Below are 20,545 nucleotides of genomic sequence, written 5' to 3' on the forward strand. Positions count from 1 at the left end.
CCTACTGCGCGGCGGCCTCGGCGCGACGCAACGGCAGCGGAGCCGGCGGGACGACCGGACGCTCCGCCTGCCCGTCGCGTGCGCGGTTGCGAAGGATCTCGCGCGCCCTCAGGTTCGACAGGATCGGATAGAGGCCGGCCATCAGTGAGATCAGGAAACCCAGGTCGCCTTCGCGGTGACCCTTGCGTGAGACGTAGCACTTGAAGAACCGGCGTACGCCCCGGAAGGCGTCGTCGGCGATGCTCTTGACCTTGCCGCTGTCGGCCAGATCTTGGGCCTTCAGGGCGGTGTAGCGGCCCAGGCGCGCGAACATGTCGGCGATGTCCTCGTCGACCATGTGGCGCAGGGGTTCGTTCAGGCGGCCGCCGAAGGCGCCGTCCAGCTTGGCGCCCGGATGGACCCGCTCGGCCTTCCAGGACTTCACGCCGCGGCGGAACAGGCGCGCGGCCGACGAGGTGCCGAACGAGCCGCCCCAGCCGTGGCGAACCAGCTGGTCGCCGACATAGTTGTCGATCGGGATCTGGTACCAGTCGGCGGCGTCGGCGCGCTCGATCGTGTCGCGGATTTCCCGGGCGAAGGCGGGGCTGACGCCCTCGTCGGCGTCCAGCTCCAGGATCCACTCGCCGGTGCAGCGAGCGATGCCGGCGTGCTTGCGCGGTCCCTCGATCGGGAAGATCCCCGAAACGACGCGAGCGCCGTACTGACGGGCCACGGCTTCGGTGCCGTCACTGCAGCGGTCGGCGACCACGACGATCTCGTCGCAGAACGACAGGGCCCCCAAACAGGCGTGCAGACGCTGCTCTTCGTTGTGCGCACAGATCAGCGCGGAAAGCTTGGCCATCACCAATTCCTCGATTGAACGACCACGCCCCCGCGATCGCCCTCGAATCGATGACGGCGCGGGCCAGCGCCGCCCCCCGTCCGCGCGGTAAGAATTGTGTAAGCTTTGCAACAAGCTTTCGGTTTTGACGCCTAGAAGTTGGCCGACAGGGCCAGGCTCCACGTGCGCGGTCGTTGCGGCGTCACCTGACGGACCTGGCCGAAGCTGAAGGGGTTGCCATAGGCGAAGGTGTCGCTGGAGCTGTTCCAGGGATTGCTGACGAACAGGGCCGCGCGCCAGCGGTCGGTCATCAATTGGGCCGACAGTTTGCCGGTATAGTAGCCGCCCATCGACGGCGAATAGCGCGGGTCGAAGGTCAGGCGGGATTCGCCGATGTAGCCGGTCTCGGCCGTCAGCATCAGGGTGGCGTCGGCCAGGATCGGGCGCTGGTAGGTGACCAGGCTGCCGAACGAGACATCGGGCACGCCCGGCAGGCTGGCGGTGTCGGCGATCCCGTAGCCGGGCTCGATACGCGTCAACTTGGGTTCGTTGAACAGGGCGTTGCCCGACAGGGTCAGGCGCGACGTGGCCCGCCAGGCGGCCTCGATCTCGAGGCCCCGATTGCGGCCGTCGCCGATATTGGCGGTGTAGGACAGGCCCGAGCCAAAGTACTGGTCCGTCTGGATGTTGCGCCAGTCGTCATAGAACAGGGCCGCCCGCAGGTTCATCCGCCCCCGGAACGGGTTGAGCGTCGCGCCCACCTCGTAGTTGCGCAGATGATCGGGGCGGAATACCCGACGGGCTTCGTTGGGCGTGGTCAGGCCGCCGGAGTTGAAGCCGCCGGCGCGGTAGCCCTCCGACGTCAGCGCATAGATCAACCCGCCGCCGGCCAGGTCGCGCTGCACCGAGAACTTTGGCGAGAAACCGCTGAACGAAGCCTTACGGTCAAGGTCGCGCGATTGCCCAGGATAGGGGGCCAGCACGTACGAACGCGTGTGGATGGTGGTCTCGAACGAGCGTCCGCCCAGGGCGACCTTCCAGCCGGCCCCGAGGTCATAGGTCGCCTCGCCATAGAGGGCGTACTCGTTCAGCCGATCCTTGCGATCCTCGTCATAGACGCTGCGGGTGACGCCGCTGGTGCGCGCCCGGAGGTCGGCGTCGCCTTCCTCGATGCTGGTGGCCGTGAACAGACCGACCATCCAGCGCAGGCGACCGCGTTCCGGTCCGGTGTAGAGCGCGTCCTCGACGACCATTCGAAGACGCGCGGATTCGTCATAGAGCCCCAGTTCCACGGCCTCGTCGGCGAACTCGGTCAAGGCCAGGGTGGCGTCGTAGCGGCTGGCGTACTTGTGGGTGACATAGCCGGTGACCGACTCGAAGCGGCCCCAGTCGCCCGAGCCGCTGATCTTCAGCGAGGTCTCGCCCAGGCGGTTGCGGTGGGTCTCACGCACCTGGTTGGCGCGTCTTGGCGCTCCGGCCACCAGGGTGACGTACTGGGTGTCCTTGGACGAGACGCTCTGGGCGGCGCTCCCCAGCTTGACCTGCCAGTCGCCCAGGTCGACGCGCCAAGCCAGGCGGCCGCCGAGGCGGGTGGTCTTGTCGACGTTGGACAGGCGCAGGTTGACGTCGTCCAGATAGCCGCCGTCGACATCGTGATAGACCGCCGCCCGCACGGCCGAGACCTGGCCAAGCGGCGCGTTGACCACGCCTTCCAACCGATAGGAGGGCGAGCCGGAGTCCGTCGCCGCGGTGGTTGCGCCCACCGACCCGTAAAAGGCGCCGAGCTCGGGCTGGCGGGTGACGATCCGATAGATGCCGCTGAGCGAACCGCCGCCGTAGAGCGCGCCCTGGGGACCGCGCAGCACCTCGACCCGATCGACGTCGATCAGGCGCAGATCGGGGTCGGGCGCATTGTAGTTGACCGGGACGTCGTCGAGATAGGTGCCGACCGTCGATTGGGTCCGTCCGGTGAAGGTCCCGTCCGACAAGCCGCGCAGCAGGATCTTATTGCGCGCCGCGCCCAGGTTCGTGGTGATGAAGCCGGCCGTCTGGCGGGCCACCGAACCAGTCTCGCCGACACCGGTGTCCTGCAGCTGCGGCGAGCCGATGACGCTGACGCCGCCGGGCAGGCTGCCCAGGCGCGGCGGCCGCTTGCCCGCGCTGATGACCAGGGGGGCCAGCGGAGCGACGGGCTCCACGGCGATCGTGGCGCGCGCGGCGACCGGCGGCCTGACTGGCGCGGCTGCCGGCGAGCGAGGGTGAGGCGAGAAGCGAATCGTCCGGGCGTCGACGAAGGCATAGCCGCAACCCTTGCCTTGGGTGGCTCGGTCGAGCGCCTGCTTGAGGTCGAAGATTCCGACCAGAGGGACGCCGGCCCCCTGGCACGCCTCGACGCCGCCGACCGATACGCCCATGCGGACGCCCAGTTCGATCAGGGTTTCCGCGGTGGTGGCCTTGTGGATATTGAGCGGCGTGCGGACGTCCGCGGCGACCGCGCCGTGTCCGCTGGCGCCTAGACCCAGTATGCTGGCGGCGAAAAGGATCGAGGCCCGTCTCAGGATCGGGCCCGCGCGCAAGCGTCAGTTCGGCGCTGAGGATTTCCCGCGCAGGACAATCGAATCATCGGTTGGCGTCGCCGATAGCGGCATGAGGCTGGTCAGGCGGCGAACCATCGCATCCTGACTATCCACGATCAATACGCCGGAAAACCGAAGGTTGGCCGCGGTTTCGCCCTCAAGGCGAAGCGGCCGGTCGAAATAGTGGTTCATGTCGCTGACGATCCGGCCCAGCGGCTGGTCGCGATAGATCAGTCGGCCCGAACGCCAGCCCACCTGATCCTCGGCGGCCACGGCGCGGACGACGACGCCAGAGGCGCCTTCGACATGCTCGAGCATCTGGCCGGGGCGCAGGCGCACGGGCGTGTCCTCGCCATCGGTCGAGACCTCGACCAGGCCGCGCAGCACGGTGACGCTGAGCTGGCCGTCACGGCGGCGGACGTCGAACTTGGTCCCGACCACGCGCACCGTCTCATCGCCGGCGGTGATCAGGAACGGGCGCTGGCTGTCGTGCGCCACGTCGAACAGGGCTTGGCCGTCATGCACGGTGACGCGGCGGGCTTCCTTGTCGAGGCGCACCGACACGTGCGAGTCGGTGTTCAGATCGATGTGGCTGCCGTCCGCCAGCTGGACGGCGCGGTGCTCGCCCTTGGCGGTGGCGTACAACGCGTCGGGCTGGGGCAGCAGTTCGCCCCAAGGCGCGACGACGATCGCGACGGCGGCCACGGCGGCGGCCGCGCCCAGACCACCCAGCCAACGCCAGTCGATCGTGAACGCCCGCTTCACCGTGGCGCGCCTGGGTTCGGCCAATTCCCCCCGGACGGCCGAACCTCGCTGGAAGATCTCCTCGTCGACGGCTTGGATAGCGTCATACGCCTCCAGCGCGCCAGGCTCGCTCAGCCAAGCGTCAAACGCCAGCCAGTCGGTCTCTTCGACCTCCGGCCGCTGCAGTCGGGTCAGCCAATCGGCCGCCTCTTGCAGATGTTGCGCTGACCGGCTCATCCGGCGTTGCTCCGACGAGGATCCATCATCCCCCTGAACGTAGACGGCGCCCCGAAGCGTCGTCCTCCATGCGTGCTTGCATAAATCACCGCAGACGCCGCGTCAGTGTCTTTAAAGCAGAGCTGATGTGCTTTTCCACCGTGCTGACGCTGATGCCCATGCGGCGGGCGGTCTCTATGTGGCTATGCCCGTCCAGCTTGTGCAGCTGAAAGGCCTGGCGGGTTTTCTCGGGCAGGTCCTCGACCGCCTCGACCAGCGCCTGCAGGCGCTGGCGGCCGGCGACGACCTCGTCGGCCGAGGGTTCGTCGGCGATCTCCTGGCCCGCGACGGCCGTGGTGTTGATGGCGCGCCAGTCGTTGTCGCGGGCGCCGGAGCGCTTCTGGCTGCGCAGGCGGTCCAGCATCAGGTTCGAGCCGATGCGATGCAGTAGGGCCGACGGGTTGTCGACTGGGCCGATCGCCTCCATGCCGCTGAGCCGCAGATAGAGGTCCTGAACCAGGTCCTCGGCCTCGGCGCGGGAGCCCAGGCGCGCCGCGAAGAAACGCACCAGGTTGGCGCGCTTTTCCTCGTACAAGCCCAGCAGCACGGCCTTGTCCGAGCCTGTCACGCTCAAAAGATCCCCCGCGTCCGCCAATCGCCGCCCCCTCAAGGCGCAGCACTATCCATCTTTTTGGCCGAAAGACGATCGTTAGTTCGACCGTTCGTCCGTCCTCGCCGAAGCAGATAGGGCGGCGACGGATCCGGAGAAAGCGCCGCGCATGTTGAATACCGATACTTTTCTTGGTTCCCGTTGAAATCGTTTCGTTTGACCCGATCGAGCGACACCACGAAGACCTGGATTTTGTGTGGCGAAATGTCGCGGAGGCCCTGTGGACCGCGCCGGCTTTCGCGGCGCCTGGGGCGCGATCCGATCATCTGACGTCCGATCGACGGGTTTCGTCCGGACCCGGCGGGGCTCGACATTGTAATCCATTGTAAAAACAGCGCCGCCACCTCTGGTGGCGCCGAGGATCTTGCTCTTTAACCTTCCGCGAACGCGGTTCGGGGAGCGCGGGATCATGAGTCAGTCCAGCGTGATGCAGCGACACGTTCCCCAGACGGCCGGCAAGACCGCCGCCGTCGCCCTTCTCAATCCGGTAGTGGGCGAAATCGCCAGCGCCCTGCTCGACCTGGGCGGCGCCGCCCACCGCGACGTCGTCGTCGCCTATGTCGCCAAGCAGCGTGGCTTGTATCGCCCCCCGGACTCCCTACGACGTGAACTGGGCGCGGCGTTCGACGCCTATTGTGACGGCGCCTGTGATCCGCGGGCGCCGGGCCTGCTGCACCTGCCCTACGGCCCCCAGAGCGCCCGTTGGGCCCTGACCGATCGCGGCTATCGCATGCTGCGGATGGGAGAGGCGCGATGAAGCCGGTCACGCCCCGCTGGACCGTCACAACCGAACGATCTCGAGAGCGCCGTCACTACACGCCGCTGGTCCTGGCCGCCGTCCTCGCGGCTCTGGTCTGGGCCGTCATCGCCTGGGGCGGCGTGGTGCTGGGCGCCTGGCTGGCGTGACCCGAGGCGCGGGTCGCGCTATCGTCGAGCGGTTGGGGATTTTCGGGGGCGAGTGATCATGCGCGGACGTAACCTGGGGCTGGCCGTCGCCGGCCTTCTGGCGCTGAACGCCTGCGCCTCGCCACGGGCCGTGGGCCAGGGCGACGTCGCCATCCTGAAGGGCGCGACGATCGCCGGCTATGCCAGTCAGGTCGACGGCGATGACGCCGCCTACGCCAAGGCCGTGCAGGCCCAGGCGATCACCCGTTTCGAGAGCCAGTTCGCGGCCAAGCCCGCCTATCTGGTCCAGGTCGGGGTGGCCTCGGCCCCGCCGACCGTCGGCGTCTCCACCGCCGCCGAGACCCTCGAGGCCAAGGCTTGGCGCAGCCAGCCGCCAGCCTCAGGGTCGTGGAGTGAGCTTTTCGGGGGCAAAGGCCCTGTCCGCATCGTGACCCTCGCCGTGCTGGACGCTCGCACGGGCAAGACGGTCGCCTGGTCGTCGATCCGGGTGCGCAAGGGCGAGCCGGCGGTGGTGGCCGACCTGCTGGTCCAGGCTCTGCAAGCGCCCGCCCCCCTCCCTCAGAAAAGAGGGGGCTGAGCCTTCGCTAGCTCATCCCGTGACGCGGCAGGCGCACGGTGAATTCCGCGCCGACGCCGGGTTCGCTGCGGCATGAGACCTCGCCGCCGTGGCGGGCGACGGCGGCCTGCACGAAGGCTAGGCCCAGGCCGACGCCGCCGGCGGCTTCCGATCCCGGACGCTCGAAACGCTGGAACGGCCGGAAGGCCGTGGCGGCCTCCTCGCGCGAGAAGCCCGGACCCTGGTCGGCGATGGCGACATTGGCCGTGGGGCCGTTGGCGGATGGTTGCTCGGACAGGGTGACGGTGATGGTCGAGCCCTCGGGGCTGTACTTCACCGCGTTGCCCAGCAAGTTGACCAGCGTGCGAGCCAGGACGCCGCGGTCGCCCAGCACCATCAGCGGGACGTCGCCGCCGACCTGTTCGATCTTCATTCGCCGCTGGACCGACTGCGGCCAGACCTCGTCGATGGCCTCGATGGCGATGTCCGCCAAGTCGACGGGCTCCAGGGACACCGGTGTCACCTCGGCACGGGCCAACTGCACGAAGCCATCGGCCAGGGCCAGGGTGCGCTTGGCGTAGGCGGTGACGCGCTCGGCCAGTTCGGGCGGTACGTCCGGGGTGGTGGCCAGCAGGGCCAGGATCGAGGTCTGCGGCGAGCGCATGTCGTGGGTCAGCAGCTGCAGGGCCTGCTCGCGCTGGCGCATGGCGGCGGTGAGGATCGAAATGTCGGCCAGGCGGACGATGAAGCCGGCTCCCGCCCCGGTCTCATCGCGTCGGAACACGGTCTGCAGCTGATAGGCCCGGCCGTCGGGCAGGTGCAGGTCGATCGGCTCATGGCGATCGGTCGCGTGCGGCCAGTCCAGCTCGAAGCGGCGGCCGAGCGGTTCCAGGGCGTTGATCAGGTCGGCCAGGGAAGCGTCGTTCAAGACACGCTGGGCCGGCCTGAACAGGGTCTGGGCGGCGGCGTTGGCGGCGATCACCCGGCCCTGCGCGTCGGCGACCAGGGTGGCGTCGGGCAGGCTGAACAGGGCGTCGGCCGAGAAGCGGCGCAGGTCGTCGATCCGGCTGATCGCCTCGCCCAGGTCCAGGGCCTGGCGGGCGACGACGTCGCTCTCGAATTCTTTGGACGAATTCCCGGACGAGGTATGGCGGCCGCGGACGATCGCGCGCACCCGCGCCAGTTCACGGCCCAGCAGGTCATTGACCCGGCCCAGCTGCCCCCAGCCCCAGACGAGGGCCACGACCTTCAGGCCGACCACGGTGGCGACGGGCGAGAGCCAGACATGGCCAAGCCAGAACATCGCCGCCGAATAGGTCAAACCCACCATGCAGAGGCCGATGGTCAGCACCAGGTTGGCGCGCGGCGGCAGCACCAGGAAGCCAGCCATCAGCAGCCACAGCAGGGCCAGGGTGAACGCTACCCGGCCCCAGGGGCCAGCCGGCTTGATCATCAGGCCGCTGCGCAAGCCATCCAGGATGCTGGCCTGGAGCTGCACGCCGGTCATGCTGGCGGCGTCCGGGGTCACGGGGGTGGGGAAGGCAGGCCCCAAGCCCGGGGCGGTCAGGCCCACGAACACGGTGCGGCCGGCGATCAGCGAAGGCGGAACCTCGCCGTCCAGCACGCTGGAGAAACTGACGTGGCGATAGATCGACGGCGGCCCGGCGAACGGGATCAGCAAGGTCTGGTCGGCGCCGCGCGTTGTGTCGTGCGCGCCCGGCGCTCGGGTTGCGCGATGAACCACGGTCATCAGGTCGGGGCTGAGGGTGGGGCCATTGGCCTCGAACGGCGCCATGCGGCGCACGACGCCGTCGTCGTCGAAGCGGACGTGAGCCAGGCCAATGCCGGCCGCGCCCCGGGCGATTTCCGAAATCGAACCGATGATCCGGGCCGGGGCGTCGTCGCCGCCATATTGCAGGAACTGGGGCAGATAGACCTTGCCCGAACGTGTGATGGCCTGGCCCAGGGTCTGATCCCGGGCCGGGTCGGACGAGGGCTGGCTGAACAGCACGTCGTAGACGATGGTGCTGGCGCCGGCCGCGCTCAGCCGGTCGATCATCTGGGCATGAACGTCGCGCGACCACGGCCAGGCGCCCAGCTGGGCCAGGCTACGGTCATCGATGTCGACGATCAGGATCGAGGCGTCGGCCGGCCGCCCGTTGGCGCGGGCCAGTACGTCGTAAAGCACGTCGTCCACCCGCTTGGGCGGCAGGATCGCGAACAGGACGAAGACCAGGCTGGAAAGCACGGCCAGCAGCAGCCACGACAGCAGCCGTCCCGGAGGGCGCTGGGGTTTTGAACTCAGGTCTGTCACTTGCCGATCTGCAGGGTCTGCAACGGACCGACCTTCTCGGTGACCGTCCCGTTCTTGAAGCGGACGGCCGTCACCCGCCAGGCATAGGCGCCGGCCGGCAGGTCGGTCAGGGTCAGTTGCGGCTCGGTCAGGCCGGGTTGATCGACCACCGGCGCCTTGCCTTCCCCGATCTTGTCGGCGGGGCCGGGGAATAGCTGAAAGCGGTAGTTGCGAACGCCATCGCCGGCCGAGCTCCAGCGGAACAGGAACTTGCGGTGCTCGCCTTCGCGGCTGTCGACGGGAGCGGCGGTTTCCAGCGTGTCGAGGTCGCGGTCGAAGCTGTAGTCGGCTGGAAAGCCCTCCAGCCCGTTGGCGTCCAGCACGGTCAGGCGGACGAAATAGGTGCCGTTGGCCAGCTCGCCGAAATCGGCGGCGGGCGCGGTCGTCGTCGCTTCCGCGAAGACGCCGATGAAGCCCGCGTCGCGCGACAGCTGCAGGCGATAGGCGCTGGCGCTTGCTGCCGACTCGACGGCGAAATGGACGGTCTTGTCGCTCTGGTTCTGGCCGCGGGTGTCCAGCTTCGGCGCGGGCGACAGCTTGACGGGGGCGGTGACCGCGCCCTGGGCGGCGCTGACGCCGAAGCCGGCGGGCACCGGCGGCGCGCGGGCGACGACCACGCCGGCGTCCACGGCGACCGCGCCCGCCAGCACCTCGGTGTGAGCCTGGCCTTGGCTGAAGCTGACCCGGAACTCGGTGCCCCGGACGGCCGAGACCGAGACCGGCGTGTGGACTTCGAACTTGGCGGCGGGGTTCTGGGTCGGGGTGGCCGAGATGGCGCTACGGCCCTGCTCCAGCTGAAAGATGCGCTGCGGGGCGTTGTTGATCAGCACCTGGCGCAGCTTGGCGATCCGCACGTGGGTGTTCGAGGGGAGGGTGATCCGAGACCCGTCCTCCATCTCGAAGGTGGCGAAGGCGTTGGGGCCGGTAATGACGCTCTGGCCTTCGCTCAGCGCCGCGCCGATCCGGGCGGGGACCTGCTGGCCGTTGGTCTCGATGAACACCGCGCCGCTCGACGCCGACAGGGTGGCGGCGATCGGCGTCGACTTCAGCAGGTTGGGATCGATGTTCAGCCGCGAACCGGCCTGCATTCGCCGGGGCTGTCTGACGCGGTTGGTCTTCTGCACCGCCCGATAGTCGCTGGTCCGGTTCAGATAGGCGCGGCCGAGGCCGATCAGGGTGTCGCCCGGCTTGACCGCGTAAACCACATGCGGCTCCGGCGCGGGAGCCGGGACACGGGTCTGCGCGCCGGCGCTCGCCGCACAGAGCACCGACGTCAGAAAGAAAAGGCCCGCCCCCGCAGCCTTGATCATGATGTCAGTCTCCCCCGCCCATGGCGGTCTCCGCGATCTCAGGTTCGCAGGCTTCGAGACGATAGCCGAAACCGTAGACCGTGCTCAGTCGGAAACCGTTGCTGGGCCGTAAGTGAAGCTTGGCCCTCAGGCGCGAGACGTGGGCGTCCAGGGTGCGGGTTTCCAGGTCCGGACGCTGGCCCCAGATCCGGCGCAGCAGATATTCGCGCGACAGGGGACGGGACAGGTTGTTGAACAGCAGGGACGCCAGCTGGAATTCCTTGGGCGTCAGGGCCTCGACATGGCCGCCCCAGCTGGCGGTCTGGGCGCCCGGATCCAGGCGGTACTGGCCGTGCTGCTCGGTCTGCGGCTGGACCGGCGGGCGGTGGATGCGGCGCACCACGGCGTTGACCCGGGCCAGCAGCACCTGCGGCTGCAGCGGCTTGACGATGTAGTCATCTGCCCCGGCGTTCAGGCCCGCGACCAGGTCGGCCTCGACCGAGCGACTGGTCAGCAGCAACACCGGCGGGGCGGTGGCCGGATCCTCGCGCAGCAGCTTCAGGGTCTCGACCCCGGATAGCTCCGGCATGTTCCAGTCGAGAATGATCAGGTCGAAGGTCTGCTTGCGCAGTTCCGCCAGCAGCCGCGAGGGCTGGGTGAAGCTGGTGCAGGTGAAGCCAGCGGGGTCCAGCACCGAGGCGACGAGCGCATTATGGCTTTGGTCGTCGTCGAGCAGGGCGACTTTCATTTGCTCACTTAGGCTGGCGGGTGGCGCGCCCCGCGGGGGAGCGGGGCGCGCAGCGGGAAGCTCACCGTCGGTGGGGCGACGAGCAGGCGACCAGCCATTCATCTCTACCTTGCCCCGACCCTGTTCGCTCGACTTTGGGCGGGGTTTTTACAATGCTTTACAGTCGAGCCGAACCACCAATCACGCCAGCATGCGGATGATTGGACTCAGACTGGGTGCGAGGTCGCCCGAGGGGCGAATTTCGACGGCGGACAACCCCAGCCACGAAGCCATGAGGGAGAGTTCCCGGGCGAGCCTGGCGGCGGTCTCGCCGTTGGCCTCCGGTTCGGCGTGGGCGGCCAGCACCAGCAGCTTGCCGGCCTTGCGGTCCGCCTTCAGGTCGACGCGGGCGGTGATCGCCTCGTCCTGCAGGAAGGGCAGGACATAGTAGCCGTGGGTGCGTTTGTGAGCCGGGGTGTAGATCTCCAGCCGCACCCGGACGCCAAACATCCGCTCGGTGCGTTCGCGGAACCAGATCAGGTTGTCGAACGGCGACAGCAGGGCGCTGGCCTTGATCGACCGGGGCCGACGAGCGTCGGGCCACAGATAGGCCGGCTGGTCCCAGCCCTTCACGGCGACCTTCTCGAGGATCCCGGCCTCGACCAGTTCGGCCACGCCCTGACGGGCGTCGGCGAGGCCCAGGCGGAAATAATCTCGCAGATCCCGCTCGGTCGCCACGCCCATGGCGCGGGCCGAGATCGTCAGCAGCTGGCGACAGGCGTCGGCGCGGTCCGGCGTCGGCGCTTCGTGGATCGCCTTGGGCAGCACCCGTTCGGGCAGGCCATAGACCCGCTCGAAGTTGCCCCGCCGCGTGGCGGTGGTCAGGCGGCCGGTCCAGAACAGGCACTCCATGGCCCGCTTGCCCTCGCTCCAGCCCCACCAGCCGCCTTCGCCCTTGGCGCCCAGCTCCAGCTCCGAGGCCGCCAGGGGGCCGCGCTCGGCCACGGTGTCGAGGGCCTTCTGGATGAAGTCGGCATGGCTGCGCAGGAAGGCGGCGACACCTTTCCAGACCCCGACTCCTTCGGCCGCGTCGGTCATGCGCCAGCGCAGCAGCGGAAGGGTGGACAGCGGCGTCAGCGACGCCTCGTGCGCCCAGTACTCGGCCAAGGCGGGCTTTCGGCCCCAGGCCAGATCCTCGAGCAGCGCCCGGTCGTAGCATCCCAGGCGCGAGAACAGCGGCAGGTAATGCGAGCGCGAGACGACATTGACCGAGTCGATCTGGACGACGCCCAGGGCCTCGATCGTCGAAAGGATATGGCGCCTGCCCGGCGCGGCCGGGCGCGGCCGCCCGAAGCCCTGGGCCGCCAGCGCGATGCGCCGCGCGTCCTTCGCGGAGAGGATCTCGACCATAGCCGCAATTGAGCTTGCGTCGCTCGTCCGCGCAAGGCGCTGAGACCGCTACCGCCGGGCTTGGCGTCGGCGTCGAATGATCCTACCGATGCGGCTCTTTGAGTATACTTCGGAGCCGCCCGCATGACCGCCATCGAGAAGGGTCCAGCCCGCCTGGCGCTCGCGCCCGAGGTCGGCGGAGCGATCGCCGCCTTCACCGTCGAGGGCCGCGACGTGCTGCGGCCGATGGCCGAGGGCGCGACCGACGCCCTGCAGACGGCGAGCTTCCCGCTTGTCCCGTTCTGCAACCGCATCCCCCATGGCCGCTTCGTCTTCGAAGGACGCGAGGTCGCCCTGCCGCCCAACCTCGGCGACCACCCGCATGCCCTACACGGCCAGGGCTGGCGGGCGGTTTGGGCAGTCGAGACGGCCGGCGAGGGCGAAGCGCTCCTGTCGTACGACCACGCGCCCGACGCCTGGCCGTGGGCTTATCGCGCCGAGCAACGGTTCGTGCTGAGCGAGACGGGGTTCCGGGCCGAGCTTACCGTGACCAACACCGGCGACGCGCCGATGCCGACGGGGCTGGGTTTCCACCCCTATTTCCCGCGCCGGCCGGGCGAGACCCTGACGGCGGCCAATGACGGCGTCTGGCTGATCGACACCGACGCCCTGCCCACGATCCATCATCCGGGGCCCTGGGACGCCGACTGGGCGGCGGGCGCGGCGGTCGAGGGGCATGGCCTGATCGACCACTGCTATACCGGCTGGGACCAGCGCGCGGTGCTGTCGGCGCCGAGCGCGCCGGATACGGTGATCACCGCCTCGGCCACGTGCCGATGGCTGCACGTCTATGTCCCGCCGGGCGAGGACTATCTCTGCGTGGAGCCCTGCGCCAGCCGCCCCAATCCGTTCGGGCAGGGCGAGACGGGGATGGTGACGCTGGCGCCGGGCGAGAGCCGGTCGGTGTGGATGGCCGTCGCTACGGCGTGATCCCCGCCTGGGCCTTCAGCCTGGCCACCATGTCGTTCGACAGATAGCCGTCGGCCGGCAGTTGCTGACTCTGCTGCCAGGCGCGCAGGGCCTTGCGGGTGCCGGCGCCGATGACGCCGTCGGCGGGCCCCGGATTGAAGCCGACGCGGGCCAGGGCGATCTGGGCGGCCATCCGGTCCGACATCGACAACGGGGTTTCCACCGGCCACGGCGTGACCGGCGGATCGCCGCCACCGAAGCGGTCGGCCAGCAGGCCGATGCCCAGGGCGTATGAGGTCGAGTTGTTGTAGGTGCGGATCGCGAAATGGTTTGGCAGGGCCAGGAAGGCCGGGCCGGCCGCGCCCGCGGGCAGGATCAGCATGGCCGGCGAGGCGGCGTCGGCGGCGGTCCAGGGCAGGCCATCGGCGCGGCGCACGCCCTTGGCTTCCCACCAGGCCGGGATCTCGCGCGGGCCCTCGGTCACCGAATAGTCGAAGCCGGCCGGCAGGATGACCTCCTTGGCCCAGCCCACGCCGGGCTTCCAGCCGCCCTTGGCCAGCAGGTTGGCGGCGGAGGCCAGGGAATCGGCGTCCGAACCCCAGATGTCGCGGCGGCCGTCGCCGTCGAAGTCGACGGCGGTGGCGCGGTAGCTGGACGGGATGAACTGGGTCTGGCCCATGGCCCCGGCCCATGAGCCTTTCAGCTGGGCGCGGGTCACCTCGCCCGAATCGATGATCTTCAGCGCGGCGATCAGCTCGCCCTCGGCCCAGGCCCGGCGGCGGCCGTCGGCGGCCAGGCTGACCATCGAGCGGACGACGTCGAAATTGCCCTGCAGCTGGCCGAAGGCCGATTCCATGGCCCAGACGGCCAGCAGGATGTCGCGCGGCACGCCGTAGCGCGCCTCGATGGTCGGCAGATAGGCCAGCTCTTCGCGCTTGCGCCGGCCCACGGCGACGCGGTCGTCGCTGATCACGCCCTTGATGTAGTCGCCGACCGGCTTGGAGAACTCCGGCTGGCGGCTGTCCAGGCTGATGACCTTGGGGTCGGGCGTGACGCCGGCCAGTTCGCGGTCCAGCAGCTCGGCCGAAAGCCCGGCGGCCAGGGCGCGGATGCGGAAGTCGGCCAGCCAGGTGTCGAAGGCCAGCTCGCCCGCCGGAACGGGCGTGGCCGGAACGGGGGGCGGCGCGCTGGGCGTCCGCGGCTGAGGCGCCGGCGGCGGGGGCGTGACGGCGGTCAGCGGCCCCTGCGGGGAAGTGTCCGCGCAGCCGGCGAGCAGAAGGACGAGAAAGACGCGACGATCCATGGCCATGGGGCGAAAGCTACCGGGGTTCGTGTGAAAGCTTCAACCACAAGCGCGTCAGGCGGGTGAAGTTCCCGCACCGCCTTGGCGAAAGGCCCCGGAACGCATTGACTCCGGCCCGCGTCCTGCTTATACGCACCGCCTCCGAAACACCCGGATGTTCTGGCCGTCATCTTGTGCGCGCCCGAACCTCTCCGCTGAGTACAGACAGAGACGGTCATGAAGGTTCGCAGCTCGCTGAAGTCGCTGAAGGGTCGCCACCGCGACTGCAAGATGGTGCGCCGCAAGGGCGTCATCTACATCATCAACAAGACCGACCCGCGCTTCAAAGCCAAGCAGGGCTGATGACGCCTGTGCGTCCCAGAGCCGTTCTCTGGGATGTCGGGAACGTCATCGTGCGCTGGGACCCCCGCGCACTGTATGCGAAGATCTTCAAGGAACCGGCCGATATCGACCGGTTCCTTTCGCATGTCTGCACCCTCGATTGGCACGTCGAGCACGACAAGGGCGTCGGCTTCGCGGAGAACGCCGCGCCGCTGATCGAACGCTTCCCCGAGCACGCGGACCAGATCCGCGCCTGGGACGAACGCTTTGGCGAGATGCTGTCCGGTCCGGTCCCCGAGACCGTCGCGGTGATCGAGGCGCTGGCCGCCCGCAACACACCACAGTTCGCGCTCACGAATATGCCCCAGAGCAAGTGGCCCGTGGTCCAGGCCATCTCGCCGGCCCATTTCGGCCTGTTCCGGGACGCGATCGTCTCGGGCGACGAGAAGGTGATCAAGCCGGCGCGACGAATCTACGAGATCGTGCTGGAGCGCACGGGCCTGCAAGCGTCCGACCTGCTGTTCATCGACGACAGCGCCGCCAATATCGAAGCGGCCATGGACATCGGCTTCCACACCCACCACTTCACCGATCCGGCGCTGCTTCGCGCCGCGATCGAGCGGCACGGCCTGCTCTAAGTCTCCTATTCGGAGGATCTTCCATGAACGTCGGCTTCATCGGACTAGGCGCCATGGGCGCGGCCATGGTTCGCAACCTGCTGGGCAAGGGCGTGTCGGTGACGGTGTGGAACCGCTCGCGGGCCATTGTCGATGACCTGGCCGCCGAGGGCGCGACGCCCGCCCAGACGATCGACGACGTCTTCGCCGCCGACATCGTCTTGAGCATGCTCGCCCACGACCAGGCCATGCGCGACGTGCTGGTCGACAGCGGCGCGCTGGGTCGCGCCCGCAAAGGCGTGGTCCACGTCAACCTCGCCACCATCTCCACCGCCCTGGCTGTTGAGCTCTCGGCTCTGCACACTGAACTGGGCCTCGGCTACGTCGCCTCGCCGGTGTTCGGCCGCCCGCCCGTGGCCCTGGCCGGAGGCTTGAACGTCCTGGCCGCCGGCGCGCCCGCCGCCGTCGAGGCCGCCATGCCGGTGCTGGGGAAGCTGGCCGCCAAGGTTTGGCCGCTGGGCGAGGATCCCGTCCGCGCCAACGCCCTGAAGCTGGCCGGCAACTTCATGATCGTCTCGGCCATCGAATCGATGGGCGAGGCCGTGGCGCTGGGCGAGGCTTACGGCGTCGAGGGGGCCGAGCTGCTGGACATGCTGACCAGCACTCTGTTCGCCGCGCCGATCTACAAGATCTATGGCGGCATGATCGCCGAGCGCCGCTACAGCCCGCCCGGCTTCGCCGCCGAACTGGGCCTGAAGGACGTGCGCCTGGTCCTGGACGCCGCCGAGGCCAAGGGCCTGTCCATGCCGCTGGCGGACCTGGCGGAGGCGAGCCTGGAATCGCTGCTGGGCGGACCGGACAAGGGCCTGGATCTGGCGGCGTTGGCCGAGGTCGCGCGAGGACGTGTGGAAGGTCGCTGAATCGCGCTTTCCATGGGCGCGGCTTCGAACTAGGTTCCGCGCCTCCCAATTCCAGCCTCTCGCGAGACTTTCCGCATGGCCGACGACGCCACTCCCCACGCAGACGTTCTGAACTCGACCGCCCAGGGTCAGCTGAAGTCGATCATCGACCGCGTCGAGCGGCTCGAGGTCGAAAAGACCGAGATCATGGAGCAGATGAAGGAAGTCTACGCCGAGGCCAAGGGTAACGGCTTCGACGTGAAGATCCTCAAGAAGGTGGTCCGCATCCGCAAGCAGGACCGCGCCAAGCGCCAGGAAGAGGACGCGATCCTGGACCTCTATCTGTCGGCGATCGGCGAGATCTAAGTCCGTCGTTTTTACGGGTGCGCTGGCGCGTTGGATCGCGCTAGCGTTCTCGCATGCGCGCCAAGCCGCCCGATCCGAAAGAACAGGCCAAGCGGGCCGCGCTGAATGCGCTCAAGCGCGCCCGGCGCGCGGCCGAGAAGACCGGCGTCGAGCTCTCCGAATGGGAGGGCGAGTTCCTGACCAGCGTCGCCCAGCGCGTCGAGACCTACGGCCGGGCCTTCGCCGACCCGGAGAAGGGCGCGCGCGGCCAGGCCCTTTCCGGTAATCAGGCCATCAAGCTCAAGGAAATCGCCCGCAAGGCGAAAGGCGAGGCCAAGCCGATGAAGCGCGGCAAGGGCTTCGGCCGCCGCGAACGGCCTCAAGCCGAGCCGGAAAGCGACGAAGGCTGATCCTGGCGCGACCGGGCCTGACGGCGAGATCGATGTTCTGCGGTTAACTCCCTTCACCAAACGGGGAGAGAACTCATGGAAATCGCCAAGTCTTGGCGCGGCGTCGCGCTGACCATCCTGCTAGCCACCGCGGTGGCCGGAACGCTCGATATCACCGACGCCTGCGTCTATTGGGCGATCACCAAGGGCGTCCCGCCCGAGCGGATCTTTCAGTCGATCGCCAGCGGCCTGCTGGGCAAGGCGGCGTACAAGGGCGGCGCCCAGACGGCGGCCCTGGGCCTGGTCCTGCACTTTGGCATCATGGCGGTGATGGTGGCGGTCTACGCCCTGGCCAGCCTTCGCCTGCCGGTTCTGACCAAGCGCCCGGTCGTCATGGGCCTCGGCTACGGGCTGGCGACCTATCTGGTGATGAACTACGTCGTCCTGCCGCTGTCGCGGGTGGGGCCGCGCGGCGCCTTCGTTCTGCCCAATTTCATCAATGGATTGATGGCGCACCTGGTGCTGGTCGGCCTCACGATCGCCATGATCGTGGCCTGGCGCGAGCGGCGAACGAATACACTCTAGGATTTCGTCTCAAAGGCTTACCAAAAACTGTCGTTCACCCGCCACTGTTAAGGTCTTGGTAACGCTCTCGGCTGAAAATGTGAATAATTGTAAAGAGTTAATGACTTTCCTGTTGTGAGGTTCTGGGTCGCGGCTGCTCACAGCGACCTCCGTCTCGATGCGCGCGGGCGAAAGCCTGGATCGGCCGCCGAGCGAACCCCACGGTTCAAACGGACTAAGGACAATGGCGACGACCTATCAATATCTGCTGCGCCGAAAGGCGGAGCTGGAAACCCGTATGATCGAAGCGCAACGGCGGGCTCAAGCCCCGTTCGAGAGTGAGCTGCGCGCGATCATCCTGGCGCTGGACGCGCTGAAACAGGCCGGCATGGCCGAGCGTCTGTCGGCCGGCGAGCCGGCGACGTTCGCGCCGCCGACGCCGGGCAAACGCGGCCGGCGAGGGCGCACCACGCGCGACATGATCCTGATGACCCTGGCCCAGGCGCCGGGCCTGAACGAGGCGGAGATCGCCCGTCAGCTCGACCACCGCTGGAGCCGCCCGGTCACGCCGGTGGCCGTCGGGCGCGAGCTCGAGGCGATGGAGATGGAGGGGCTCACCCGTCGCTCGGGACCGGGCTGGATCCGGCTCACGGAGCAGGCGGAAGAGCATGTCACCGAAGAGCACGTCGAAGACGCGGAGGAACGACCAAGCCTCAGCCTGGCGGTTCCGGGGCACTAGGTCGGCCCGAACACCAAATCGGTAAGAGACCTAAGCCCGCGCCGTCGGTTTGACGGCCGGGCGGGCCGGCTTCAGCAGCGTCTTCAGGCGCTGTTCGCGCGACACCGGCCGGAAAATCATCAAAGTCGCCATCAACCGGCCTCCTTCATGTCGACTTCGATGCCCTGCTCGCGGACCTTGCGATAGAGGGTCGAGCGGCCGATGCCGAGACGGCGGGCCACTTCGCTCATATGACCGGCATAGACGTCGATCGCGTGCTGAATGAGGTCGCGTTCGATGTCCTCCAGCGTCCGCAGATGGCCGCGGTCGTCGAGGATGCGCACGGGCGCGTCGGCGGCGGGAGCGGACATGGCGGCGTGGGCCGCCTGCAGCATGGCCGCGGGCGGCGGCGCGGGTGCGATCGAGACCGCTTCCATGGGCGCCGCCAGACCCGAAATGGCCGGGAAATCATAGGGCTGTAGATACGGCGCGTCGGCCAGCACGATGGCGCGATAGATCGTGTTTTCCAGCTGGCGAACGTTGCCGGGCCAGTCGAAGGCGGTCAGCAGCTGCAGGGTCTCGGGCGAGGCGCCGATGACGCGCTTACCCTCTTCCACGTTGAAGCGGCGGATGAACGCCTCGACCAGGGCCGGAATGTCCTCGCGGCGCTCGCGCAGGGACGGAGCCTCCAGCGGGAAGACGTTCAGGCGATAATAGAGGTCTTCGCGGAAACGGCCGGCCGAAACGGCCTGCTGCAGGTCGCGATTGGTGGCCGACACGATGCGGACGTCGACCTTCAGCGAGCGCTTGGAGCCGATCGGGTCGATCTCGCCCTCTTGCAGCGCGCGCAGCAGCTTGACCTGAACGTCCAGCGGCAGCTCGCCGACCTCGTCGAGGAACAGGGTGCCGCCGTCGGCTTCCTTGAACTTGCCCAGATGCTTGTCGCTGGCGCCGGTGAACGAGCCCTTCTCGTGGCCGAACAGGATCGACTCGACGAGGTTCTCGGGGATGGCGCCGCAGTTGACGGCCACGAACGGCTTGCCCGAGCGATCGGACGAGCCGTGCACGGCGCGGGCGATCAGCTCCTTGCCGACGCCGCTTTCGCCGGTGATCAGCACGGGGATGGCGCTCTTGGCCGCGCGTTCGCCCATGCGCTTGACCATGGTCATGACCGGCGACGTCCCGATCAGGTCCGCGAAGCTGGTCTTGCCGCCAGCCCGCTTGGTCAGACGCTCGACCTCGCCCTTCAGGTCGCCCATCGACAGGGCGTTGCGGATCGAGACGGTAATGCGTTCCGGGCTGGCCGGCTTGATGAAGAAGTCGCTGGCCCCGGCCTGCATGGCCTTGACCACGGTGTCGACGCCGCCGCTGGCGGTCAGCACGATCACCGGCTGGGTGAAGCCGCGCGCGCGCAGCTCCTTCAGCGTGTCCTGGCCGTTCAGGCCGGGCATGACGAGGTCGAGCAGGATCACGTCCGCGGGCGCGCCCGAGGTCAGGTGCGCGATGGCGGTGTCGCCGCCTTCGGCGTGAGCCACGGCGAAGCCGTCGCGCTCGAGCACCGCCTGGATCAACCGACGTTGTGTCGGGTCGTCATCGACGACAAGGACCGTTTTGGTCATTGGGCACATCCACCAGAACCGGCCACGCCCACATGGAGCAGGGCTCTTGTTGGTTCAGAGTGATACAGCGCCGGGGTAAACATCGGCTTTCGCAGACGTGTCGTGAACCTTAAGGTTTAGGCTTAACAAGGTCTTGCGCGGAGGGGCCCATGGTCGATGACGAACAGCTGAAGGCTCTTGCCCTGGCCTTGCCCGAGGTGACCGGCGGCGTCGGCGAGAGCGGCCAGTTCGGCTATGAGGTCGGCGGCAAGGGGATCGCCTGGGGCTATCTGGCGCGCCCGACGCCCAAGGCCAGGCGCGTGCTGGTCCCGGGCGTCGCCGCCATCCGCTGTCCGATGGAGACCAAGGCGATGCTGATCGAGGCCGCGCCCGAGCGGTTCTTCACCGACGACCACTATCGCGGCTATCCGGCGGTGCTGGTGCGGCTGTCCGAGATCGAGGCCGACGAACTGGCGGGGTTGCTCAAGCAGGCCTGGAAGATCGTGGCGCCCAAGGCGGTCCAGAAGCGTTATCCAGGCGTTTGACGCATTGCGCCATGCCGGCGCCGAGGCCTAT

The 20,545-nt window shown here is 68.5% G+C and carries 23 protein-coding genes; 12 read left to right on the forward strand and 11 right to left on the reverse strand.

Going from position 1 to position 20,545, the window contains the following annotated elements:
* Nucleotide 1: 1 nt before the first annotated feature.
* From ASC70_RS03120 to ASC70_RS03135, 4 genes are all read right to left on the reverse strand, one after another.
* Nucleotides 2-841 carry a glycosyltransferase family 2 protein gene (locus ASC70_RS03120; protein WP_056046401.1) on the reverse strand — a complete coding sequence of 280 codons (840 nt, stop codon included), beginning with the start codon at nucleotides 839-841 and terminating at the stop codon, nucleotides 2-4.
* A gap of 131 nt (nucleotides 842-972) precedes the next feature.
* Entirely contained in the window at nucleotides 973-3,396 is a 2,424-nt protein-coding gene (locus tag ASC70_RS03125) for a TonB-dependent receptor (protein WP_235519222.1), read from the reverse strand.
* A gap of 3 nt (nucleotides 3,397-3,399) precedes the next feature.
* Nucleotides 3,400-4,377, reverse strand: a complete 978-nt coding sequence (locus ASC70_RS03130; protein WP_056046403.1) for a FecR domain-containing protein — start codon at nucleotides 4,375-4,377, stop codon at nucleotides 3,400-3,402.
* A gap of 85 nt (nucleotides 4,378-4,462) precedes the next feature.
* Nucleotides 4,463-4,984 (reverse strand): RNA polymerase sigma factor, encoded by a 522-nt coding sequence (locus tag ASC70_RS03135; RefSeq protein ID WP_369815059.1) that lies wholly within the window; start codon nucleotides 4,982-4,984, stop codon nucleotides 4,463-4,465.
* A 451-nt stretch (nucleotides 4,985-5,435) separates the two neighbouring features.
* Between ASC70_RS03135 and ASC70_RS03140 the strand changes: the two genes are divergently transcribed.
* The 3 genes from ASC70_RS03140 to ASC70_RS03145 are packed head-to-tail and all read left to right on the forward strand — an operon-like array spanning nucleotide 5,436 to nucleotide 6,509.
* On the forward strand, nucleotides 5,436-5,783 hold the full coding sequence (locus ASC70_RS03140) for a hypothetical protein (RefSeq protein ID WP_156396109.1): 348 nt from the start codon (nucleotides 5,436-5,438) through the stop codon (nucleotides 5,781-5,783).
* Entirely contained in the window at nucleotides 5,780-5,932 is a 153-nt protein-coding gene (locus ASC70_RS24770) for a hypothetical protein (RefSeq protein ID WP_156396110.1), read from the forward strand. The genes ASC70_RS03140 and ASC70_RS24770 overlap by 4 nt, the downstream gene beginning before the upstream one ends.
* A 58-nt stretch (nucleotides 5,933-5,990) precedes the next feature.
* Nucleotides 5,991-6,509, forward strand: coding sequence for a hypothetical protein (locus ASC70_RS03145; protein WP_056046639.1), 519 nt, complete (start codon nucleotides 5,991-5,993; stop codon nucleotides 6,507-6,509).
* Nucleotides 6,510-6,516: 7 nt separating this feature from the next.
* On the opposite strand, the gene ASC70_RS03150 is transcribed toward ASC70_RS03145, so the two are convergent.
* From ASC70_RS03150 to ASC70_RS03165, 4 genes are all read right to left on the reverse strand, one after another.
* On the reverse strand, nucleotides 6,517-8,802 hold the full coding sequence (locus tag ASC70_RS03150) for a CHASE2 domain-containing protein (protein ID WP_056046407.1): 2,286 nt from the start codon (nucleotides 8,800-8,802) through the stop codon (nucleotides 6,517-6,519).
* Nucleotides 8,799-10,151, reverse strand: coding sequence for a FecR domain-containing protein (locus ASC70_RS03155; RefSeq protein WP_056046409.1), 1,353 nt, complete (start codon nucleotides 10,149-10,151; stop codon nucleotides 8,799-8,801). The genes ASC70_RS03150 and ASC70_RS03155 overlap by 4 nt, the downstream gene beginning before the upstream one ends.
* 4 nt (nucleotides 10,152-10,155) lie before the next feature.
* On the reverse strand, nucleotides 10,156-10,980 hold the full coding sequence (locus ASC70_RS03160; protein WP_162247178.1) for a response regulator transcription factor: 825 nt from the start codon (nucleotides 10,978-10,980) through the stop codon (nucleotides 10,156-10,158).
* A 78-nt stretch (nucleotides 10,981-11,058) separates the two neighbouring features.
* Nucleotides 11,059-12,267 (reverse strand): winged helix-turn-helix domain-containing protein, encoded by a 1,209-nt coding sequence (locus ASC70_RS03165; RefSeq protein ID WP_056046411.1) that lies wholly within the window; start codon nucleotides 12,265-12,267, stop codon nucleotides 11,059-11,061.
* Nucleotides 12,268-12,390: 123 nt separating this feature from the next.
* Between ASC70_RS03165 and ASC70_RS03170 the strand changes: the two genes are divergently transcribed.
* Nucleotides 12,391-13,236 carry an aldose 1-epimerase gene (locus ASC70_RS03170; RefSeq protein ID WP_056046413.1) on the forward strand — a complete coding sequence of 282 codons (846 nt, stop codon included), beginning with the start codon at nucleotides 12,391-12,393 and terminating at the stop codon, nucleotides 13,234-13,236.
* Here ASC70_RS03170 and ASC70_RS03175 read toward each other — a convergent pair.
* Nucleotides 13,226-14,524 carry a lytic murein transglycosylase gene (locus ASC70_RS03175; protein ID WP_056046414.1) on the reverse strand — a complete coding sequence of 433 codons (1,299 nt, stop codon included), beginning with the start codon at nucleotides 14,522-14,524 and terminating at the stop codon, nucleotides 13,226-13,228. The genes ASC70_RS03170 and ASC70_RS03175 overlap by 11 nt on opposite strands.
* Before the next feature lie 210 nt (nucleotides 14,525-14,734).
* Here ASC70_RS03175 and ykgO point away from each other — a divergent pair, with 210 nt between their 5' ends.
* The 7 genes from ykgO (at nucleotide 14,735) to ASC70_RS03210 (ending at nucleotide 18,392) form a co-directional block, all read left to right on the forward strand.
* Nucleotides 14,735-14,860, forward strand: coding sequence for a type B 50S ribosomal protein L36 (gene ykgO / locus ASC70_RS03180; protein ID WP_004616427.1), 126 nt, complete (start codon nucleotides 14,735-14,737; stop codon nucleotides 14,858-14,860).
* Nucleotides 14,860-15,477, forward strand: a complete 618-nt coding sequence (locus ASC70_RS03185) for an HAD family phosphatase (RefSeq protein WP_056046416.1) — start codon at nucleotides 14,860-14,862, stop codon at nucleotides 15,475-15,477. Before ykgO ends, ASC70_RS03185 begins: the two co-directional genes overlap by 1 nt.
* Before the next feature lie 23 nt (nucleotides 15,478-15,500).
* Nucleotides 15,501-16,376 carry an NAD(P)-dependent oxidoreductase gene (locus ASC70_RS03190; protein ID WP_056046418.1) on the forward strand — a complete coding sequence of 292 codons (876 nt, stop codon included), beginning with the start codon at nucleotides 15,501-15,503 and terminating at the stop codon, nucleotides 16,374-16,376.
* A gap of 75 nt (nucleotides 16,377-16,451) precedes the next feature.
* Complete coding sequence (locus tag ASC70_RS03195; protein ID WP_047403559.1) at nucleotides 16,452-16,721, forward strand: DUF2312 domain-containing protein; 270 nt, start codon at nucleotides 16,452-16,454, stop codon at nucleotides 16,719-16,721.
* Nucleotides 16,722-16,774: 53 nt separating this feature from the next.
* Nucleotides 16,775-17,110: a hypothetical protein gene (locus ASC70_RS03200; protein ID WP_047403561.1), complete on the forward strand. Its 336-nt coding sequence runs from the start codon at nucleotides 16,775-16,777 to the stop codon at nucleotides 17,108-17,110.
* 75 nt (nucleotides 17,111-17,185) lie between these two features.
* Nucleotides 17,186-17,674: a hypothetical protein gene (locus ASC70_RS03205; protein WP_056046420.1), complete on the forward strand. Its 489-nt coding sequence runs from the start codon at nucleotides 17,186-17,188 to the stop codon at nucleotides 17,672-17,674.
* A gap of 223 nt (nucleotides 17,675-17,897) precedes the next feature.
* On the forward strand, nucleotides 17,898-18,392 hold the full coding sequence (locus ASC70_RS03210; protein ID WP_056046422.1) for a hypothetical protein: 495 nt from the start codon (nucleotides 17,898-17,900) through the stop codon (nucleotides 18,390-18,392).
* A gap of 30 nt (nucleotides 18,393-18,422) precedes the next feature.
* On the opposite strand, the gene ASC70_RS25415 is transcribed toward ASC70_RS03210, so the two are convergent.
* Both ASC70_RS25415 and ASC70_RS03215 read right to left on the reverse strand, forming a co-directional pair.
* A complete protein-coding gene (locus ASC70_RS25415; protein ID WP_082009039.1) occupies nucleotides 18,423-18,524 on the reverse strand; it encodes a hypothetical protein in 102 nt (33 codons plus the stop codon).
* On the reverse strand, nucleotides 18,524-19,990 hold the full coding sequence (locus ASC70_RS03215; RefSeq protein ID WP_056046424.1) for a sigma-54 dependent transcriptional regulator: 1,467 nt from the start codon (nucleotides 19,988-19,990) through the stop codon (nucleotides 18,524-18,526). The genes ASC70_RS25415 and ASC70_RS03215 overlap by 1 nt, the downstream gene beginning before the upstream one ends.
* A gap of 149 nt (nucleotides 19,991-20,139) precedes the next feature.
* On the opposite strand from ASC70_RS03215, the gene ASC70_RS03220 reads away from it, so the two are divergent.
* A complete protein-coding gene (locus tag ASC70_RS03220) occupies nucleotides 20,140-20,514 on the forward strand; it encodes an MmcQ/YjbR family DNA-binding protein (protein WP_056046427.1) in 375 nt (124 codons plus the stop codon).
* Nucleotides 20,515-20,545 lie beyond the last annotated feature (31 nt).

This window comes from Caulobacter sp. Root343 (assembly GCF_001425745.1).
GTDB lineage: Bacteria > Pseudomonadota > Alphaproteobacteria > Caulobacterales > Caulobacteraceae > Caulobacter.